The sequence below is a fragment of the Amycolatopsis silviterrae genome, from assembly GCF_042684085.1.
GTDB lineage: Bacteria > Actinomycetota > Actinomycetes > Mycobacteriales > Pseudonocardiaceae > Amycolatopsis > Amycolatopsis silviterrae.
The window spans coordinates 63,259-82,173 of sequence record NZ_JBHUKS010000037.1 but is presented as its reverse complement, the minus strand read 5'-3'; the positions used below and the strand labels follow the sequence as shown (position 1 = coordinate 82,173).

The window sequence follows — 18,915 nt, the reverse complement described above, 5'->3', positions numbered from 1 at the left end:
GCCCGCGCGACTGTCAAACTGCTTCCCGTCGTCCGCCGGACTGGGGAGGGTTCGCCTGATGTCGCAACCGATCTTGCGCACCGAGCGCATCCGGCTGGTCCCGTTGTCCGCCGGACATCTCGAGCACCTGGCCGCCCTCTCGGCCGACCCGGAGGTGATGCGCTACCTGGCCGGAGTGCTGACCCGGGAGCAGGCGGCGGAAGAGCTGCGGACGACCCTCGCGTACGCCCGCGGCGGCCTCGGTTGCTGGGCGGGCTTCGTCGACGCCGGTTTCGCCGGTTTGTGGTCCCTGCGGCCGGGAGAGTCCGCGGGGCAGGCGGAGCTGGGGTACCGGCTCCCCCGCTGCCATTGGCGTAAAGGACTCGGCAAGGAGGGCGCGCGCGAAATGCTCCGGCACGGGTTCCGCGACCTCGGCCTCGACCGCGTCTACGCCCGGACCGCAGCCGCCAACAAGGTCTCCCAGGCGACGATGGCCTCCATCGGGCTCCGGCACGTCCGGGACTTCGTCGCCGACCCGGAGTATTTCGCGCCTGGAGACGACCTCCACGCCGTCGAGTACGCCGTCGGCCGCGAGGAGTGGGCGTAGCGCACAGGTTCACTCCGGCGCGCCGCGGAGGCGGATGGCGCCCCGCCGCGGCGACCCCATATCGTTGCGCGGGCAGCCGTCCGGAGGTGAAACCCGAACCGTGCCCGACTACTACGCGGTACTCGGCGTGGGGAAAACTGCGTCCCCCACAGAGATCAAGGCCGCCTACCGTCGGCTGGCCAAGACGCTGCACCCGGACGCGGGCGGCACGGTCGGCACGTTTCAGCTGTTGCGCGAGGCCTACGACACCCTCGCCGACCCCAACGAACGCGCGCGCTACGACGCCGGCGTTCCCGCCGCTTCGGTGCCCAAACCCCGGCCACGGCGGCGATTCGGCGAGCAGCCCGGTTACCGGCCGGAAGCGCCGGACATCGATCCGGAAAGCCTGGAGTGGTGGTCCTTCGCCGCGGCTGACCCGCGGATGCGGCACGGGCGCAGGCGCGGCCCCGGGCACACACCGGTCGTCGCGGCGGTCGCCGGTGCGGTGCTGGTGCTGTTGCCGCTGCTCGCCGGGATCGAGTTCACGCCGCCGGTGCTGATCGTCTGGCTCGCGCTCACCGCGGGCACCGCACTGCTCGTGCACCGGCTCGCCCGCGGCTTTCTGTCCGCACGCCGGGCCCGGCACGCCTTCGCCGAGGAATTCGGCGGCAGCGCGGTGTTCGGCTCCCCCGGCGCGGAGGCCGACGAACTGGCCGAACGGCTCACCGCCGACCTGCTGGAGCGGTATCTGACCCGGCTGCCCGGCGCGCGCATCTTCCACGGTCTCGCGTGGCCCGGTTCGGTGTTCGCCGACGTCGACCACGCGGTGCTGTGCGGGAAACGCCTGGTGCTGGTCGAGTCGAAGCTGTGGCTTCCCGGGCATTACGAAACCGCCGAGGACGGACGGCTGCTGCGCAACGGGCGGCCGTTCCGCGGCGGCGGCACCCAGCTGGAAGAAAGCCTCGACCGCTACCGCGAGCTGCTGCCCGGGGTCGCGCTGCGCGGCGCGATGATCGTGTACCCCAGCCGGGACGGCGAGGTCACGACCGCCGAACCGGACGGCGAACCCGGTCCCCCGATGACGCCGGAGCAGTTCCTGCACGAGATCGGCGGCTGGCTGTCCGCCGAACCGTCCACTGTGGACCACAACGCGCTGCGCACGGTGCGCGCGCAGGTCACCGGGTCCGGCCGGGCGGCCTGACTCACCGGGGACATATCCGGCACCTGTCACTCTGGGTGCATGACGACCGTGCACGCGGACCGCCGTCCCGCCTTGCTCTCGCTGGCCGGGATCGCCGCGCTCGCCCTCGGCGCCGTTCTGGTGCTGCTGTTGCAGGTGGTGCCGCCCACCGACGAGATCAGCGTGACCCGGCGGACCATCAGCGAATACGGGCTGTCGGACCACAAATGGGTGTTCAACCTGGCTCTCGTGCTGGTCGCGGCCGGTTCGGCGGTCGCGTTCGCGGTGCTGCGGCTGCAGGGACGGCTGCCGGTCCTCGCCGCGGTGCTCGGTGCCTTCTGGACCGCCGGACTGCTCGTGATCGTCGCGTTCCCCAAGACCGACTGGGCCAACGCGGCGGCCACCGGCGCGGGCGGCACGCTGCACCGGATCGCCAGCGTCGTCGCCTTCGTCTGCCTTCCGCTCGCCGTGCTCGTCTCAGCGCGCACGGCCTTTCCGGACTCGCCGCGCCGCCGGCTTCTCGCCCGCGTGCTCGCCGTGGCGTCGCTCGCGTGGTTCGCGGTGATCCTCGGCGCGGTCGCGGTCGCCGCGATGACCGGGCAGCACTGGTGGCTGCTCATCCCGCTGGGCCTCGTCGAACGCGGGATGGCGCTCACCGAACTCGTCGCACTGGCCGCGCTCGCCGCTCCGGTCGGACGCCGCCGCTGACCCCGCCCCGATCGGACGAGGGGCTCGCGATCGACGCGTAATAAGCGTACGCTTAGCCGCCAGCGACAGGTGCCGCTCCGTGGCATCCTGCGCAGGCAGTCCGAGCGTGCCCAGCCTGTCCGGACGTGCCGAGCAGGCTTTCCCCGACGATGAGGAGAACCCCGTGACCGCTTCCCGTGTGGCCATCGTGACCGGAGCCGGCCGTGGCATCGGCGCCGCCGTAGCCCGCCGCCTCGCCTCCGACGGGTTCGCCGTCGGCCTGCTGGACCTCGACGAGGCCGGGGTGAAGCAGGGCGCCGAAGCGATCGTCGCCGACGGCGGCCGCGCGGTCGGCGTCGCGCTGGACGTCAGCGACGCCGAGCAGGTCGAGGCCGCGGTCACCCGCGTGGCCGAGGATCTCGGCGCGCCGACCGTGCTGATCAACAACGCCGGCATCACCCGCGACAACCTGCTGTTCAAGATGACCGAACAGGACTGGGACTCGGTGCTGAACGTGCACCTGCGCGGTTCGTTCCTGATGACCCGCGCGGTGCAGAAGTACCAGACGCAGGAGAAGTGGGGCCGGATCGTCAACCTGTCCAGCACGTCGGCGCTGGGCAACCGCGGCCAGGTCAACTACTCCGCGGCCAAGGCGGGCATGCAGGGCTTCACCAAGACGCTGGCGATCGAGCTGGGCAAGTTCGGCGTCACCGCCAACGCGATCGCGCCCGGGTTCATCGCCACCGACATGACCGCGGCGACCGCCGAGCGCGTCGGCATGAGCTTCGAGGACTTCAAGGCCGCGGCCGCCTCGCAGATCCCGGTGCAGCGCGTCGGCACGCCCGAGGACATCGCGAACGTCGCGTCGTTCCTGGTCAGCGAGGGCGCGGGATTCGTGTCCGGCCAGGTCATCTACGTCGCCGGCGGACCGAAGGACTGATCCCGATGCGCGTGTTCTCCGACGTCGCCGAACTCGCCGAAGCGGTCGGCAAGCCCTTGGGCACGAGCGAATGGCACACCGTCTCCCAGGAGCAGGTGCAGCTGTTCGCCGACGCCACCGGCGACCACCAGTGGATCCACCTCGACCAGGAAAAGGCCGCCGCGGGCCCGTTCGGCTCGACGATCGCGCACGGGTTCCTCACGCTGTCGCTGATCCCGGCGTTCTTGCCGGAGATCTACCGGGTCGACGGCCTGAAGATGGGCATCAACTACGGCCTCAACAAGGTGCGGTTCCCGCAGCCGGTGAAGGTCGGTTCGCGGGTGCGCGGGACCGCCGAGCTGGTCGAGCTGACCGACGTGCCCGGCGGCAAGCAGGCCGTCGTGCGCTGGACCGTCGAAATCGAGGGCGAGGACAAGCCCGCCTGCGTCGCCGAGATGGTTTCCCGGCTCATTCTCTGATCGCCGACCCCGCACGAACTGGAGTCCCTCCGATGACCGAAACCGACCCGCCCGGCCTCGACCTGGCGAGGCTGCGCGCCCATCTCGACCGCGAGCGGCCCGGGCTCGTCGCCGGCCCCCTCACCGCGGACGTGGTGCAGGGCGGGCGGTCCAATCTCACCTATCTCGTCTCCGACGGCACGCGGCGGTGGGTCGTGCGCCGTCCGCCGCTCGGGCACGTGCTGCCGACCGCGCACGACATGCGGCGCGAGTTCCGCGTGATGAGCGGGCTCGCCGGCACTCCGGTGCCGGTGCCGGAAACCGTTCTGCTGTGCGAGGACGCGGACGTGCTGGGCGCGCAGTTCTACGTGATGGAGTTCGTCGAGGGCACGCCGTACCGCACCGCCGAAGAACTGCAGCAGCTCGGCCCGGAGCGGACGCGGGCGATCGCGGATTCGCTGGTGGACACGCTCGTCGACCTGCACGCGGTCGATCCGGAAGCGGTCGGGCTCGGCGATTTCGGCCGTCCGGACGGCTTTCTGGAACGCCAGCTGCGCCGGTGGAAGAAGCAGCTCGACGGTTCGCGCAGCCGCGACCTGCCGGGTGCGGACCGGCTGCACGACCAGCTCGCCGCGGCGATCCCGGCGTCCGGCCCGCCCGCCATCGTGCACGGCGACTACCGGCTGGACAACGTGCTCGTCGACGGCGACGACAAGATCACCGCGGTGCTGGACTGGGAGATGTCCACGCTCGGGGACCCGCTCACCGACCTCGGCCTGATGATCACCTACGCGCAGCGGGACCAGCTGTCGCTGCCGATGGTGTCCAACGCCAGCAGCGCGCCCGGCTACCCGGACACCGACGAGACGATCGCCCGCTACGCACAGCGCTCCGGCCGCGATCTGTCCGCGCTGAACTGGTACGTGAGCTTCGCGTACTTCAAGCTCGCGGTGATCCTCGAAGGCATCTACTTCCGTTTCCAGCAAGGCAAAACCGTCGGCGAGGGCTTCGACCAGATCGGCGCCGCCGTCGCCCCGCTGATCGAACAGGGCAGCAAGACGCTCACCAAGGAGAACTGATGGACTTCGCGTTCGACGCCCGCACCGAGGAACTGCGCGGGCAGCTTCTCGAATTCATGGATTCGCACGTCTACCCCGCCGAGGCCGTCTTCCACGAGCAGCTCGCCGCGCGCACCGACCCGTGGTCGCCGCCGCCGGTCGTCGACGAGCTGAAGGCGGAGGCGCGCAAGCGCGGGCTGTGGAACTTCTTCCTGCCCGGCGACCACGGCGCGGGGCTCACCAACCTGCAGTACGCGCCGCTCGCCGAGATCACCGGCCGCAGCCCGCATCTCGCGCCCGCCGCGGTGAACTGCGCCGCGCCGGACACCGGGAACATGGAAGTGCTGACCATGTTCGGCAGCGAGCAGCAGAAGAAGCAGTGGCTGGAACCGTTGCTGGCCGGGGAGATCCGCTCCGCGTTCGCGATGACCGAGCCTGAAGTGGCCTCTTCGGACGCGCGCAACATCGCGACGAGCATCCGCCGTGAAGGCGACGAGTACGTCATCAACGGGCGCAAGTGGTACATCACCGGCGCGATGAACCCGAACTGCAAGATCTTCATCGTGATGGGCAAGACCGATCCGGACGCGCCCGCGCACAAGCAGCAGAGCATGATCCTGGTCCCGCGCGACACGCCGGGCCTGACCGTCGTGCGCGGCATGCAGGTGTTCGGCTACACCGACGGCGACCACGGCGGGCACGCCGAGGTGCTGTTCGAGGACGTGCGGGTGCCCGCGGAAAACCTGATCGCCGACGAGGGTTCCGGCTTCGCCATCGCGCAGGCCCGCCTCGGGCCCGGCCGCATCCACCACTGCATGCGCGCGATCGGCATGGCGGAGCGCGCGCTGGAGGCGCTGTGCCGCCGCACGCTGTCGCGTGAGACGTTCGGCCGTCCGATCGCCGATTCGGGCGTGGTGCAGGACTGGATCGCCGAGGCGCGGGTGCGGATCGAACAGCAGCGGCTGCTGGTGCTGAAGACCGCGTGGCTGATGGACACCGTCGGCAACCAGGGCGCGCACACCGAGATCCAGGCGATCAAGATCTCCACCCCGCTGGCCGTCGAATGGATCCTGGACAAGGCGATCCAGGCGCACGGCGCGGGCGGCGTTTCGCAGGACTTCCCGCTGGCGGAGATCTGGGCCGGGGTGCGCACGCTGCGGCTCGCCGACGGTCCGGACGAGGTGCACAAGCGGTCGCTGGCGCGGCGCGAGCTGAAGAAGTACCGGACGGAGGCGGGCAAGTGACCGCCGAGGAACTGCGCGCGCAGGTCGCCGCGTTCCTTGCCGGGCACGATCCCGCTTCATTGTCCACTTTGGACTTCCTGCAGGCTCGCTTCGACGCCGGGCTCGCCTGGGTGCACTTCCCCGAGGGGCTCGGCGGCCAGGGCGCGCCGCGCGAACTGCAGGGCGAGGTCGAGGCCGCCTTCGCCGCAGCGGGCGCACCGGACAACAACCCGCGCCGGATCCTGATCGGGCTCGGCATGGCCGCGCCGACCATCCTCGCCTTCGGTACCGAGGAACAGAAAAAGCGCTACCTCCGTCCACTGTGGACCGGCGAAGAGGTGTGGTGCCAGCTGTTCAGCGAACCGGGAGCGGGCTCCGACCTCGCCGCGCTGGGCACGCGCGCGGTGCGTGACGGCGACGACTGGGTGGTAACCGGGCAGAAGGTGTGGACGTCCAGCGCGCATCTCGCGCAGTGGGCCATCCTCGTCACCCGCACCGATCCGGACGTGCCGAAACACCAGGGCATGACGTACTTCCTGTGCGACATGACCGCGCCCGGCGTCGAGGTGCGGCCGCTGCGGCAGATCACCGGCGAGGCGGAGTTCAACGAGGTTTTCCTCACCGAGGTGCGGATTCCGGACTCGCAGCGGATCGGCGCGGTCGGCGAAGGCTGGAAGGTCGCCCAGACCACGCTGATGAACGAACGCGTCGCGATCGGCGGCAATGCGATGCCGCGCGAGGGCGGCATGATCGGGATCGTCGCGAAGACCTGGCGGGACCGCCCGGAGCTGCGCACGCCGGAACTGCGCGACCGGCTCGTGCAGCACTGGGTCGAGGCCGAATCGCTGCGGCTGGCCGGCGCCCGGCTCCGGCAGCAGCTCGCGGTCGGCGCGCCGGGCCCGGAGGGTTCGGCGATGAAGGTGGCGTTCGCGGAGCTGAACCAGGAGCTGTCCGGGCTGGAGCTGGAACTGCTCGGCGAGGAGGGCCTGCGCTACGAGGACTGGACGATGCGCCGTCCGGAGAACGTCGACTTCTTCGGCCGCGACGCCGGGTACCGGTACTTGCGCGCCAAGGGGAACTCGATCGAGGGCGGCACCTCGGAGGTGCTGCGGAACATCATCTCCGAACGCGTGCTGGGGCTGCCGTCCGAGCCGCGGGTGGACAAGGACGTCGCCTGGAAGGACCTGCCGCGATGAGCACGCCGGACCTGCTGTACTCGGACGTGGAAGAGGATCTGCGGTCCTCGGTGCGGTCGCTGCTGGCCGACCGTGCCGGTCCGGTCGAGTTGCTCGCGCGGGTCGAAACGGACACGCCGTACGACCTTTCGCTGTGGAAGACGCTGGCCGCCGACCTCGGCACGGCTGGTTTGATGGTGCCGGAATCCCTTGGCGGGCACGGGGCTTCGACGCGCGAGGTGGCGGTCGTGCTGGAGGAACTGGGCCGGAGCGTCGCGCCGGTGCCGTTCTTGGGCAGTGCGGTGCTCACGACCTCGGCTTTGCTTCCCACCGGTTCGGACCTGCTCCCCCAGCTCGCTTCCGGCGCGGTGACCGGTGCGCTGGCGGTGCCTTTGTCGACGGCGCCGGGTGCTGATTTTCCTTCCACCGTGCGGTCTGTTGACGGCGTGTTGACCGGCCGGGTGTCCACAGTGGTCGATGCTTCGGTGGCGGATGTGCTGGTAGTCCCGGCTGTCGGCCCGGACGGTCCGGCGCTGTACGCCGTGGACGCTTCTGCGGCGACTGTGACCGAAGCGGTGTCGCTGGATCTGACGCGTCGGATCGCCGATGTGACCTTCGAATCCGCTGCCGCGCAGGAGATCTGCACTGGCTCGGCTGCTTCTGCCGCTTTGGACAACGCGCTGACCACTGCGGCCGGGTTGCTGGCCTCGGAGCAGACCGGGATCGCGGAATGGGCGTTGACCGAGACCGTGACGTACTTGAAGGGTCGGTACCAGTTCGGCCGTCCGGTGGGTGGTTTCCAGTCGCTGAAGCACCGGTTGGCGAACCTGTACACGGAACTGGTCAACGCACGAGCGACGGCCCGGTACGCGGCGGATGCGCTGGCGAGCGGGAATGACGTGCCGATCGCGGTGGCGGTCGCGCAGGCACGGGTGTCGCCGATCGCGGTGCACGCGGCGGAGGAGGCTGTTCAGCTGCACGGCGGGATCGGGATGACGTGGGAGCATCCGGCGCATCTTTACCTGAAGCGGGCCAAGAGCGACCAGATCGCGTTCGGCACGCCGGGGCGGCATCGGGCCCGGCTGGCTGAGCTGGTGGATCTGCCTGCTTGAGTCGTGAGTGGCAATCGCGGTTAGAACCGGGATCGCCACTCACGACCCCCCAGCAGCTGGTGACGAGGCCGCACCCCTCGGAAACGGCGGCCTCGTCGCCACACTCGGCCGGGTTCGGCCGGGTTCGCCCCAGCTCGACCCGGACTCGGCCCGGCCGGGCCAGTCCACCCGGGCCAGGCTCAGCCACACCTCGCCAAAACCCGGCCAGGCCAGCCCAACCGCAGCCAGCCCGGCCCAGGCTCAGCCCCAACCCTGGCCAGCTCCCAGCCCGGACCAGGTCAGCCGTGGTACCCGGCCACAACCTTCGTGAACGCGTACTTCGGCTGCGAAATCCCGCTGCACTCGCCGCCGCCCGAGCAGTCCCGGTTGGTGGCCCAGAAGGTGAAGCGGCCGAGGTGGTGGCTGGCGGCGTAGTCGCGGATCGCGGTGAAGTCCGCCACCGACACGACCTCGCCGGCGTTGTCCGTCTTGCCGTTCATCGACGACAGGCCCGCGCGGCGGTACGCCGTGGCGCTGTCCCAGCCGAAGGTCGACTTCAGCTGTGCCACGAGACCGTCCACGGCGGACTTCGTCTTGCCCGCCATGTCGCCGCCGCTGGAGAAGTCGAACGGCATCACCGACCACACGTCCACCGGCGCGCCGATCGCCTTCGCCTGCTTGATCAGCCGCTTGCCCCAGGTGTTCGGGCCGGACGTTTCGGTCCCGATCGTGATCACCACGCGCACGCCGGGGTTCTTCTGCTTGGTGATCTTGACCGCGTTCAGGATCCGGTCCTGCACGGTCGCGTTCTCGAACTCGTCGGTGTTCTCGATGTCGAGGTCGATCGCCTTCAGGCCGTACGCGTCGATCACCTTCTGGTACGCCCCGGCCAGCGCGGCCGGCGTCGTGCACTTCGCGCCGAGCTTCGTGCCGGACCAGCCGCCGAAGGACGGGATCACGTCGCCGCCCGCGTCGCGGATGCCCTTGATCAGGGTTTTGTCCGAACCGGACAGCGCACGGTCGCCGTCCCATTTCGGGTTGCACGAGCCGTCCGACAGCATGAACGCGAGCGTGAACGTCTTGATCCCGGTCGCGGACATCGCCGCCGACGCACTGGTCTGTCCCGCCCACTGGTACAGGTACGGCGACGCCAGAACCGGGTCCGGCGCGGCCGCAAGGCCTGGGGCGGGCGCGGCGGAAGCCACCCCGGCCACTGCCCCGAGAGCCGCCCCTGCCGCGGCCGCGAGCGCGGCCAGCCGACGCATTGTTCTCATCGTGTTCCTCCCACGAGCACCACGGAACACCTCCGGTTTGAGGCGGCGGGATCAACCCGGGAGGAGTGCACCCGGAAGGGTGCCGTCACACACTGGACTAGACCAAAACAACGTGTCAAGAGCGGCAGCCCGAACGGCGCACCGGACCGGAAACGGTGCGCCCGGGCGGCTTTATCCCCCGCCCGGGTGGGTGCGCCCGGACTCCTCGGCCAGCCCGTCGGCGAAGTCGTGGTCCTTTGTCTCCGGCAGGCCGAGGACGCACAGGAAACTGAGCACCCCGAGGCCGACCAGCACCAGCGCGACCGGCACCGTCGAACCGGTCGACGCCCAGAGGTCGGTCGAGATCAGCGGCACGATCCCGCCGCCGAGCACCCCGGCGACGCTGTACGCGATCGACGCCCCGGAATACCGGTACCGCACCCGGAACAGCTCCGGCAGGTACGCGCCCATCGGCCCGTACAGCATCGCGAAACACGCCAGCCCGCCGACGAACCCGAGCGTCAGCAGCACCGGATTTCCCGTCTGCAGCAACGCGAACAGCGGAAACGCCCACACCACAACGGAAACCCCGGCTGCCGCGCTCAGCCGCCGCCGTCCCCACCGGTCGGATTTCATCGCGAACACCAGTGTCGCCACGCCCATCACCGCGGCCGCGATGAGCAGTCCGATCAGGACGGTCGTGCGCGGGATGCCGAGCGTGGTCGTCGCCATCGAAAGGCAGAACGTGGTGACAGTGTAGAAAAGCGCGTGCGAGAGCACGAAGGAGAGCGTCGCCAGCACCAGGACCCGCGGTTGCTTCCGCAGGAGTTCGAACAGCGGCACTTTCGCCTGCTCGGCTTTGTCTAGCGCGGCTTGGAAAACCGGTGTTTCGGCGATCTTGATCCGGACGTAGAAGCCGACCGCCAGCAGCACCGTGGAGAACAGGAACGGCAGCCGCCAGCCCCAGGACAGGAACGCCTCCGGCGGCAGCACCGCGTCGAGCACCAGGAACAGCAGGTTGCCCAGCACGAATCCGATCGCAGGGCCGAGCTGCGGGAACGCCGAGTACAGCCCGCGTTTGCCCGGCGGCGCGTACTCCGTGGACATCAGCACCGCGCCGCCCCATTCGCCGCCGAGGCCGATGCCCTGCACGAACCGCAGCACCACCAGCAGGATTGGCGACCAGATGCCGAGCGTGCCGTACTCCGGCACCAGCCCGACGGCCACTGTGGACAGTCCCATCACCAGCAGCGACGTGACCAGCATCGACTTGCGGCCGATCCGGTCGCCCCAGTGTCCGAAAAGGACCGCGCCGACCGGGCGCGCGACGAAGCCCACCGCGAAGGTGCCGAGCGACGCCAGCACCCCGGCGGCGGACGAGAAATTCGGGAAGAAGACCTTCCCGAACACCAGCGCCGCCGCGGTCCCGTAAATGTAGAAATCGTAGAACTCGATCGCGGTGCCGATGAAACTGGCGGTGGCGATGCGCGAGGTGTCGGCACGCGCGGGTGCGGTCATTCCGGCTCCCTGTTCTCCCCTGCGGCCCGGTGCCGCCACGGGAGACTATCGGGTCACGCGTCGCCGGGCAGCTCCTCCATCTTCCGCTGCAGCTTGTTCATCCCGCCGAGCCAGCGGTCGGTTTCGGTGGCGCGCAAGGCATAGAAGTCCGCGACCTCGGCGTGCGGCAGCACCAGGAAGCGGTTCTCGGCCATCGCGGCGAACAGCGCGTCGGCCACCTGCGGCGGGTCGATCGCGGTCGCGCCCATCAGCAGTTTGCCGCGCTCGCCGGTCTCCTCCAGCATCGCGGTGCGCACGCCCTGCGGGCAGATCGCCTGCACGGTGATCCCGCGGTGCCGGTAGGTGGCCGACAGCCATTCCGCGAACGCCAGCGCGCCGTGCTTGGTCACCGAATACGGGGCCGAGCCAAGGCTGGTGAGCACACCGGCCGCGGACACCGTCGCGACGAACCGGCCCTCGCCGCGCTCCAGCCACGCGGGCAGCAGCAACCGGGCCGCGCGGACGTGCGCCATCACGTTCACGTCCCAAGCCAGCGCCCACGCGTCCTCGTCCGCGTGGGCGTCGCCGAACGGCGCGACCCCGGCGTTCGCACAGAAAACATCGATCTCGCCCAGCGTTTCGCGGGCCGCAGTGATCAGGTCGGCCACGCCGGCTTCGCTCGCCACATCACCCGCGAACGCCGTCCCGCCGACCTCCGCCGCGACTTCGGCGGCACGATCACCGTCGAGGTCCGCGACGACAATGCGCGCCCCGTCCGCGGCGAACCGACGCGCCAGCGCCGCCCCGATCCCGCCGCCGCCACCGGTGATGACGACTCCGGCGCTCACAGACCGCCGCCGAGCGTCACGCCGCCGTCGAGAACGACCGTCTGCCCGGTCATCCAGCCCGCCTCACCGGACAGCAGGAACGCCACCGCGCCCGCGATGTCCTCCGGCACACCAAGCCGCTTCATCGGATACGCCGCCGCGACTTCTTCCTCGCGGCCCTCGTACAGCGCGGTCGCGAACTGCGTCTTGACCACCGCCGGAGCCACCGCGTTCACCCGGATCTTCGGGCCGAGTTCCGCGCCGAGCTCCTGGGTGAGCCGGATCAGCGCGGCCTTGCTGACGCCGTACATGCCGATGCCCGGCGAGGTGCGGATGCCCGCGATCGAGGCGACGTTGACCACCGCCCCGCCGTGCTCGCCCATCCACACGTCCCGCGCGGCGCGGATCCACGACAGCGGCGCGACCACGTTCACCGCGAAGATCTTGCTCGCCGCGGCCGGGTCGACCTCCAGCGTGGGCCCGTAAACCGGGTTGATGCCGGTGTTGTTGACCAGCATGTCGAGACTGCCGAACTTCTCGACCGCGGCGGCGACCGCCTCCTGCTGATGCGCGGCGTCGTCGGCCTTGCCGGGCACCGCGATCGCGACGTCCGGCCCGCCGAGCTGCTCGACGGCCTCAGCGAGCGGCTCCGGCTTGCGCGCCGTGATGCACACCTTGGCCCCGCGCTCGACGAGCCCCTTCGCGATAGCCAGCCCGATCCCCCGGCTGGCCCCGGTGACCAGGGCAACGCGATCCTTGAACGACTCCACCACACCGTCTCCTTGTCCGACGCTGGACAGCCTCCGCTAAGCGGCCGCTTACCGCAGAATATCGGTGATGCATCCCCACGCAACCTCAAGCCGCTACAACGACCGTCACACCACAGTCGGTGACCATTGCCGCAACCCTGCGCGTTCGCCCAGGTCCGTCAAGTGCGGCCTGACAGACCCGGCCGGGAAGCCCGGCGAGGCTGGCGGGTGGTCGGATGCCTGAGCCGCGACTCACGCCGCTGATCCCGCCTGCGACCGCGCGCCCGATCGGCTCCGGGAACGCCCCTTCGCCGTCGCCGGCATTGCCCGCACTCCGCCGCCGGCTCCCTGAAGCCGCATGGAGTTACACGATCGCCCGGATCGACCGGTCCGGGCGGATCGCAGAGCGGAGGCTGCTGCAGACGCTTGGCTGGACCGCGGGCACCAGGCTGTCCGTCACGTCGCGCGACGACACCGCAGTACTCGTCCACCGAGATCCGGAGGGCGCGTTCGCCGTAATCGGCGGGCCACGGGTGAAGGCGCCAGCCGGTTTGCGGTCGCGGTGCGAAATACGCACCGGCGACCCACTGCTGCTGGCCGCCAACAGTTCCGCGGATGTCCTCCTGATCTATCCCGTGCCGCATCCGGATCACTGGCCGTTGACGATGATGCGACCGTGGCTGGGCACCGGACCAGCAGGGGCGACGCTGCGGTTCTGTTGAGGTCTCGTGCCGCGCAGACAGATCGGCCGCTGTGCGCCTCACTGACACCGAGGTGTCGCGGAGGACTCGTTGGCCGAGACCACGTGGGGTTTCCTGGTTCACGGTCGCCCGCAGAATTTTCGCTCGGCTTCGAAAGGGTCCGGCGGGATGGTGACCCGGGTCCGGTGCCAGGCACCGGTCAGGTTGTCCCAGAAGCGCTTGAACGTCAACGGTTCTCGTACGGATCGCTGGATTTCGGCGAGGTCCCCGCAGCTGAGTGCGTGTCGCGCCGCGATCACCTGTTCCGAGGTGACGGTGCCGGATACGGCGAAGTTTCCAGAGGGGTGCGGCGGTGTCGCCGGATCAGCGTAGTCGGCGAGCAGCCAGGCGTTGCCGAGGGGTTTCGAATGTCCCGGTTTCGCCGTCGGGAATTCGAACCGGGAACCGATCGGGTTGGCCAGGCCCCAGAAGTCAGCTATCCCGACGTCGATGGGCGCGAGCATTCCGGCTGTACCGAGGTAGACGCCGACGACCATGCCCCTCTCCGTAATACCCGTACGTATGGACGTGGTGATGATGTCGTTGGCCGGACCCAACCCATGGTAAATCAGCGACCGATGCCCCGAACCAGCCTCGGCTGTCACGACGTCCTTCAGTCCCTGGAGCTTCCGAACATAGGTCGCGGAATCCGTGGGATGCGAACTGCCAGTCCACGCGACGTAGTACGCACGCTCGTCGTCGATGCCGCGCACGGAGCCGTCCACCGCCGGATACCGCCACAAGCCCGCGCAGAGGGACGCCCAGACCATCACGACCACCGCGATTGCACCCGCGGTCCTAGAACGGGGGACCACGAGAATAGGCAGCAGGACGAGGAACAGGGCCGGCAACGCCATGCGCGCGTGCATGTAGTCTCCGCCGACCTTCACCACGTACGCCAGGTGCAGCGCACCCGCCGCTACCGGGGCGAGTGCCAACGTCAGATCAGTACGCCTGCTTTTCAAGCAATGCAGCAGCCTGGCGAACACGACCATGAGCACAGCCAGCGGCAGCCACAACAAGTAGGGGCCGGCGAAATCCGCGACGTAGGCGAACCCGCGCGTCCACATCGACTCGCCCGCGTTCTTCGCGAGCGCGGGCATCGGAACGATGATGCCGTAGAAGCCCATCCGAAAGATTTCATAGGCCACCGGCAGCGTGCCCGCCGCACCGGCGGCACCCAGTGTCAAGTGCCAGCCGGGCCGGACTGCCAACCACAACGCGGCGAGGAACACTGCGGCGACGAGTGCCTGGTCCGGCCGTACCAGCGGACCGAGGCCGATCGTGAAGGCCGTGAACAGGGTCGCTTTCGTCGAGCTCCGCTCTCGCAGGCGCACGAGAAGCCACCAGCTGGCCGCCATCCAGAAGGTGTTGAGCCCGGTCTCCAGGCCGGAGGTGGCGTACTCCCAGACAGGCCGCAATCCCAGCAGCACGAGGACGCCGCAAGGCAGTAGCACCGTGGTGTTGCGCCAGTTGTGAAGCCGGGACGTGGCGTCGACCGCGAGGCCAACCCCAGCCGCGGTGAACACAAGTCCGAGCACCCACGAGATCATCGAGGTATCCGGCTGCCTGAAGACGAATCCGGCCAATGCGAGCAGCCATTGCCAGAGTGCACTGGTCGACGTCTCCGCCCGCTCGCCGATATTGTAGACCGGTCCGTTTCCCGCGAGGATCTGCTCGACTGCGCGAGTGTAGATCAACGCGTCGTCGCAGATCCAACGCGTCAAGTATCCCAGAACCGCGACGAGTAACGCCGCGGCCGCCATGACTGTCAGATTCCAGCGGGTTCTCGTCGCCTGAGAACCGCGAGCGGTATCGACAGCACGTACAACAGGTACGCTAGTATTCATAGAACGAATAGGCCCTTGCGTATTTCGAAGTTAGTTCCATTGCCTGGGCAATTCACTGACTAGCCCTCTGAGGAATCTCTTGGAGCCCAAACTACGAACGGATCATGCGCCTACCGTGACGGACTCTCGACCGCTCCGCACGGTTCTGTCATCGAGCCGCTCGCGCGGTGCTGCACGCCAGGAAGGTCTTCGCGGACAGCGGCCCGGCAAGGTCGTGGTGATGTCCGGTTCGGACAGACAAGTGTTGTCGTCGCCGACAACGGAAACGAGGTCAGCACCCCGGACTGTCCGAGCCTCGAACCCGAGAACGCCTGTCTTCTTGTAACGAAACCGCACGCCACCGCCACAGTTGCGCACGAATTCACCGCGCCCACGCCCCACCGCCCTAGGATCGGGTTCGAACTTGATCTTTGGAGGTCCTATGCCGCGGCTCCTGCTCGTCGAGGACGACCGGGCGTTGGCCGAAGCGCTCACGCTGGCGCTGGACGCGCTCGGGCACGACGTCGTCGTGGCACCGACCGGGGAACGAGCGCTGGAAACCCTGTTCGCCGACCGGCTTGGGTTCGACTTCGTGCTACTCGACGTCATGCTGCCCGGGATGGACGGCTTCGAGGTCTGCCGTCGAATCCGCGCCGGGAGCAGGCTCCCGCTGCTCCTGCTGACCTCTCGTGGCGACCCGATCGACATCGTGGCCGGACTGGAATGCGGAGCCGACGACTACGTGGTCAAACCCGCCGAACCCCGGGTGATCGACGCGCGGATCAAGGCCGTTGGCCGCCGCGCCGTCACCGTTTCCGGGCCGTCGGCGGGCCTGCTACGGGCGGGGAACCTGGAGATCGACGCCGGGGCGATGAGCGTGGCCCGTGACGGAGCCGAACTGGCGCTCACCGCCACCGAGATCCGCCTGCTCGTCGAGTTCGCCGAGCATCCGAACCAGGTACTGAGCAGGCAGGTGCTGCTGAAGCGGGTGTGGGACTACGGATACGTCGGCGACTCGCGGATCGTCGACGCGGCGGTCGCGCGGCTGCGGGCGAAGATCGAGGACGACCCGGCGAATCCGGTGGTGCTGCGGACGGTGCGCGGGCTCGGCTACCGGCTTGTGGACCAGTGAGGCGGCCTGTCTTCGGGCTCTGGGCGAGAGCGACGGCTGCGGTCGCGCTGGCGACGACGGCAGCGACTGCGGTGATGGTCTTCGCGGCGACCAGACTGCAAGAGGACGACGTACGCAACGGATTCACCTTCGCGGCACAGTCGTCGTTCGGCGCCCTGTTCGAGCAGACCCGGCGTGTGCTCGAGCAGGCGGCGGCAGGCCACCAGGCCACGTTGTCCGACTTCGCTCGCGTGATGTCAGACCGGACGACAGATTGGACGCTCATCGCCAAGACGCCCGACGGATCAGCCCAGCTGGTGGACTACGGCTCGCACAACCTCTGGCGGCCCTCGCAACCGATTCCGCTGCGCGTTTCCGACCGGACGACAGTCGTGGATTCGGTCGCGGACCAGGTCCTGGTGCGCACGAACAACCCTGCCGACGTGCGAACCGCGACCACGGTCGACCCGCCGACCGGCCGGACGTTACTCGTGGTCAGCGGGAACGTCGCCGGCTACTGGGTAGTGCAGTTTTTCGACCTCACGCCGCTCGAACAGAACCTGACCAGCCAGCCACAGACACTGGTGTACATCGCACTTGGCGTGGCGGCGCTCGGGATCGTCGCCGCACTGCTCGCTGCCCGGTACGTCCAACGCCCAGTCCGCCGGGTCGCCTCCGCCGCCCGCGAACTGGGCGAGGGTAGCTTCGACGTGCACGTGCCCGTCAAGGGCCGCGACGAACTCGCCGATCTCGCTGCGTCCTTCAATACCATGGCGCAGCGCGTCAGCGAGTCGGTCGCGGAACTTCTCGCCAAGGACCGTCAGCAACAACGGTTCGTCGCCGACGTCGCCCACGACCTGCGGACCCCGGTCGCCTCGCTGGTCGCCAGCGCCGGTGCCCTCGACAACGCCAACCCCGAGACCCGGACCCGGGCGGCGCGGTTGCTCGCAACGCAAGTCCGACGACTAGCGAGACTCGTCGAGGACCTGATGGAGATTTCCCGCTTCGACGCGGGCTCCGCCGACTTCCGTCTCGAACTCCTCGACCTGCCCGAGCTGGTCGAGGATGCGAGCGAGGCCAGCGGGCCGGACACGGAGGTCCGGGTCACGACCACCGGCGGGACGACTGTGGTCGCCGACCCGCGCCGCGTCCACACCATCGTGTCCAACCTGCTGGTCAACGCCGTGCGACACGGCCAAGCCCCGATCGCCGTGTCGATCGACGGCACTCCCGACAACGTGACGATCACGGTTTCCGATTCCGGTCCGGGAGTCCCCAAGGATCTGCTTCCGATCCTGTTCGACCGTTTCGTCCGGGGTGATCATGCACGACAGCAGACCGAAGGCAGCGGGCTGGGACTGTCCATCGCCCGGGAGAACGCCCTGATCCACGGCGGCGACCTCACCGCGCACAACGACGGCGGTGCCGTCTTCACTGTGACACTCCCGCGGCGTGCAACGGACCGACGGGGCGTGCCGTCCCAGGACGATTAGCCGTCGAAGACCGCATCAGGACGTGCGCCGGAACGCTGTGACCGGATGCGGACTTGCCGGAACCTTCCAGATCTCGTTCTCTCCCCGCGCGAGGCGTCCAGGGCAGTCCGGTCACTCCCTAGACGGTATGCCGGTGCACTTCACCGCCGATCCACGGCAAGCAGGGGTCGAATTCTATGTCTAAATCACACAACGGTGGCAAGCTGACGCTACTTGTGAACACTGAATCGAACCCGCCGCACGCTTGGATTTCGGTCATATTCGCACTTGCGCGCATGCCGGTGCGGGATTCCCTGGAATCACTCTGCAGACCCGTCGCCCTCGATCAAGAACTCGCCACGCGCGACGGCTGTCGCGGTTCCGCTCACCTCCACCCGCTCGGGACAGTCGGCAGAGCCCCACGCCGTCGCCAACATCGTCGACGGTCGTCCCATCTCGACCCCCTGACGGATCTCGATCCGTTCCCCATAACCGATCTTCCCGGTTCTGGCCGGATGCACCGCGAGTGATCCAGCGGCCGAGCCGGTAGCCGCGTCCTCGGTCACTCCGTAGGCCGGGGAGAACATCCGGGCCCGCCACTGCCTGCCTTGGCCGGCGAAACAGAAGGCGCTCATGTCCGGCAGCGTCGCGAGCACCCGAAGGTCGGGCTTGAGACCGGAGAGGGTTTCGACCTCCCGTACCGGGAACAAGACGTGCCGCGGCCCATTGCGATATCCGAACACGACCGGTTCCGCAGGCGACGCTCCCAGACCATCGGCCAGGACGCCCGCATGCTCGTACGGCTCCCACTCCGGTACAGGTTGCCGCATGCTGGCTGACACCACTTCGCCGCCTTCGCGGCGGAATGTGAACTCGATTTCGCCGACCATCGTCTCCATGGTGAGAGAGGTTCGGTCGGTCGATTGGGCCAGTGCAATCGCGGTTCCCAAGGTCGGGTGCCCGGCGAACGGCAGCTCGCAGGTCGGGGTGAAAATGCGGACTCGTACGTCACCGGCCCGACGTCGCCGGCGACCGGATGGTGGTAGCGCTTCGGGCAGCACCGGCAACGGAGCCCGCCGTA

Annotated in this window: 18 protein-coding genes; 12 read left to right on the top strand and 6 right to left on the bottom strand. The window is 69.0% G+C overall.

The annotated features are described in order from the left end of the window. Positions 1-58: 58 nt before the first annotated feature. The 9 genes from ACFSVL_RS43325 to ACFSVL_RS43285 all read left to right on the top strand — a co-directional run bounded on the left by ACFSVL_RS43325 (position 59) and on the right by ACFSVL_RS43285 (position 8,377). On the top strand, positions 59-586 hold the full coding sequence (locus tag ACFSVL_RS43325) for a GNAT family N-acetyltransferase (protein ID WP_378313472.1): 528 nt from the start codon (positions 59-61) through the stop codon (positions 584-586). 100 nt (positions 587-686) lie between these two features. Further along, on the top strand, positions 687-1,766 hold the full coding sequence (locus ACFSVL_RS43320; RefSeq protein WP_378313470.1) for a J domain-containing protein: 1,080 nt from the start codon (positions 687-689) through the stop codon (positions 1,764-1,766). 39 nt (positions 1,767-1,805) lie between these two features. After that, complete coding sequence (locus tag ACFSVL_RS43315) at positions 1,806-2,453, top strand: DUF998 domain-containing protein (RefSeq protein WP_378313468.1); 648 nt, start codon at positions 1,806-1,808, stop codon at positions 2,451-2,453. 163 nt (positions 2,454-2,616) lie between these two features. Next, the gene (gene fabG, locus ACFSVL_RS43310; protein ID WP_378313466.1) at positions 2,617-3,372 is read left to right on the top strand and encodes a 3-oxoacyl-ACP reductase FabG; all 756 of its coding nucleotides are present in this window, start codon (positions 2,617-2,619) and stop codon (positions 3,370-3,372) included. 5 nt (positions 3,373-3,377) lie between these two features. After that, positions 3,378-3,830 carry a MaoC family dehydratase gene (locus ACFSVL_RS43305; protein WP_378313464.1) on the top strand — a complete coding sequence of 151 codons (453 nt, stop codon included), beginning with the start codon at positions 3,378-3,380 and terminating at the stop codon, positions 3,828-3,830. Between the two features lie 32 nt (positions 3,831-3,862). After that, positions 3,863-4,888, top strand: a complete 1,026-nt coding sequence (locus tag ACFSVL_RS43300; protein WP_378313462.1) for a phosphotransferase family protein — start codon at positions 3,863-3,865, stop codon at positions 4,886-4,888. Beyond that, on the top strand, positions 4,888-6,111 hold the full coding sequence (locus ACFSVL_RS43295) for an acyl-CoA dehydrogenase family protein (RefSeq protein WP_378313461.1): 1,224 nt from the start codon (positions 4,888-4,890) through the stop codon (positions 6,109-6,111). The genes ACFSVL_RS43300 and ACFSVL_RS43295 overlap by 1 nt, the downstream gene beginning before the upstream one ends. Continuing rightward, the gene (locus tag ACFSVL_RS43290) at positions 6,108-7,286 is read left to right on the top strand and encodes an acyl-CoA dehydrogenase family protein (protein ID WP_378313459.1); all 1,179 of its coding nucleotides are present in this window, start codon (positions 6,108-6,110) and stop codon (positions 7,284-7,286) included. The genes ACFSVL_RS43295 and ACFSVL_RS43290 overlap by 4 nt, the downstream gene beginning before the upstream one ends. After that, a complete protein-coding gene (locus ACFSVL_RS43285; protein WP_378313457.1) occupies positions 7,283-8,377 on the top strand; it encodes an acyl-CoA dehydrogenase family protein in 1,095 nt (364 codons plus the stop codon). Before ACFSVL_RS43290 ends, ACFSVL_RS43285 begins: the two co-directional genes overlap by 4 nt. Before the next feature lie 278 nt (positions 8,378-8,655). On the opposite strand, the gene ACFSVL_RS43280 is transcribed toward ACFSVL_RS43285, so the two are convergent. From ACFSVL_RS43280 to ACFSVL_RS43265, 4 genes are all read right to left on the bottom strand, one after another. Then, a complete protein-coding gene (locus ACFSVL_RS43280) occupies positions 8,656-9,630 on the bottom strand; it encodes a chitinase (RefSeq protein WP_378313455.1) in 975 nt (324 codons plus the stop codon). 171 nt (positions 9,631-9,801) lie between these two features. Next, a complete protein-coding gene (locus ACFSVL_RS43275) occupies positions 9,802-11,127 on the bottom strand; it encodes an MFS transporter (RefSeq protein ID WP_378313453.1) in 1,326 nt (441 codons plus the stop codon). A gap of 53 nt (positions 11,128-11,180) precedes the next feature. Further along, on the bottom strand, positions 11,181-11,954 hold the full coding sequence (locus ACFSVL_RS43270) for an SDR family oxidoreductase (protein WP_378313451.1): 774 nt from the start codon (positions 11,952-11,954) through the stop codon (positions 11,181-11,183). Continuing rightward, positions 11,951-12,703, bottom strand: coding sequence for an SDR family oxidoreductase (locus ACFSVL_RS43265; protein WP_378313449.1), 753 nt, complete (start codon positions 12,701-12,703; stop codon positions 11,951-11,953). The genes ACFSVL_RS43270 and ACFSVL_RS43265 overlap by 4 nt, the downstream gene beginning before the upstream one ends. A 215-nt stretch (positions 12,704-12,918) precedes the next feature. Here ACFSVL_RS43265 and ACFSVL_RS43260 point away from each other — a divergent pair, with 215 nt between their 5' ends. After that, positions 12,919-13,404, top strand: coding sequence for a hypothetical protein (locus ACFSVL_RS43260; protein ID WP_378313447.1), 486 nt, complete (start codon positions 12,919-12,921; stop codon positions 13,402-13,404). Positions 13,405-13,502: 98 nt separating this feature from the next. Here ACFSVL_RS43260 and ACFSVL_RS43255 read toward each other — a convergent pair whose 3' ends face one another. Next, a complete protein-coding gene (locus tag ACFSVL_RS43255) occupies positions 13,503-15,188 on the bottom strand; it encodes a hypothetical protein (RefSeq protein WP_378313445.1) in 1,686 nt (561 codons plus the stop codon). Positions 15,189-15,693: 505 nt separating this feature from the next. On the opposite strand from ACFSVL_RS43255, the gene ACFSVL_RS43250 reads away from it, so the two are divergent. Both ACFSVL_RS43250 and ACFSVL_RS43245 read left to right on the top strand, forming a co-directional pair. After that, positions 15,694-16,383: a winged helix-turn-helix domain-containing protein gene (locus ACFSVL_RS43250; protein ID WP_378313444.1), complete on the top strand. Its 690-nt coding sequence runs from the start codon at positions 15,694-15,696 to the stop codon at positions 16,381-16,383. After that, the gene (locus ACFSVL_RS43245; protein WP_378313442.1) at positions 16,380-17,855 is read left to right on the top strand and encodes a sensor histidine kinase; all 1,476 of its coding nucleotides are present in this window, start codon (positions 16,380-16,382) and stop codon (positions 17,853-17,855) included. Before ACFSVL_RS43250 ends, ACFSVL_RS43245 begins: the two co-directional genes overlap by 4 nt. 299 nt (positions 17,856-18,154) lie before the next feature. On the opposite strand, the gene ACFSVL_RS43240 is transcribed toward ACFSVL_RS43245, so the two are convergent. Beyond that, complete coding sequence (locus ACFSVL_RS43240) at positions 18,155-18,895, bottom strand: PhzF family phenazine biosynthesis protein (RefSeq protein WP_378313582.1); 741 nt, start codon at positions 18,893-18,895, stop codon at positions 18,155-18,157. Positions 18,896-18,915: the final 20 nt, after the last annotated feature.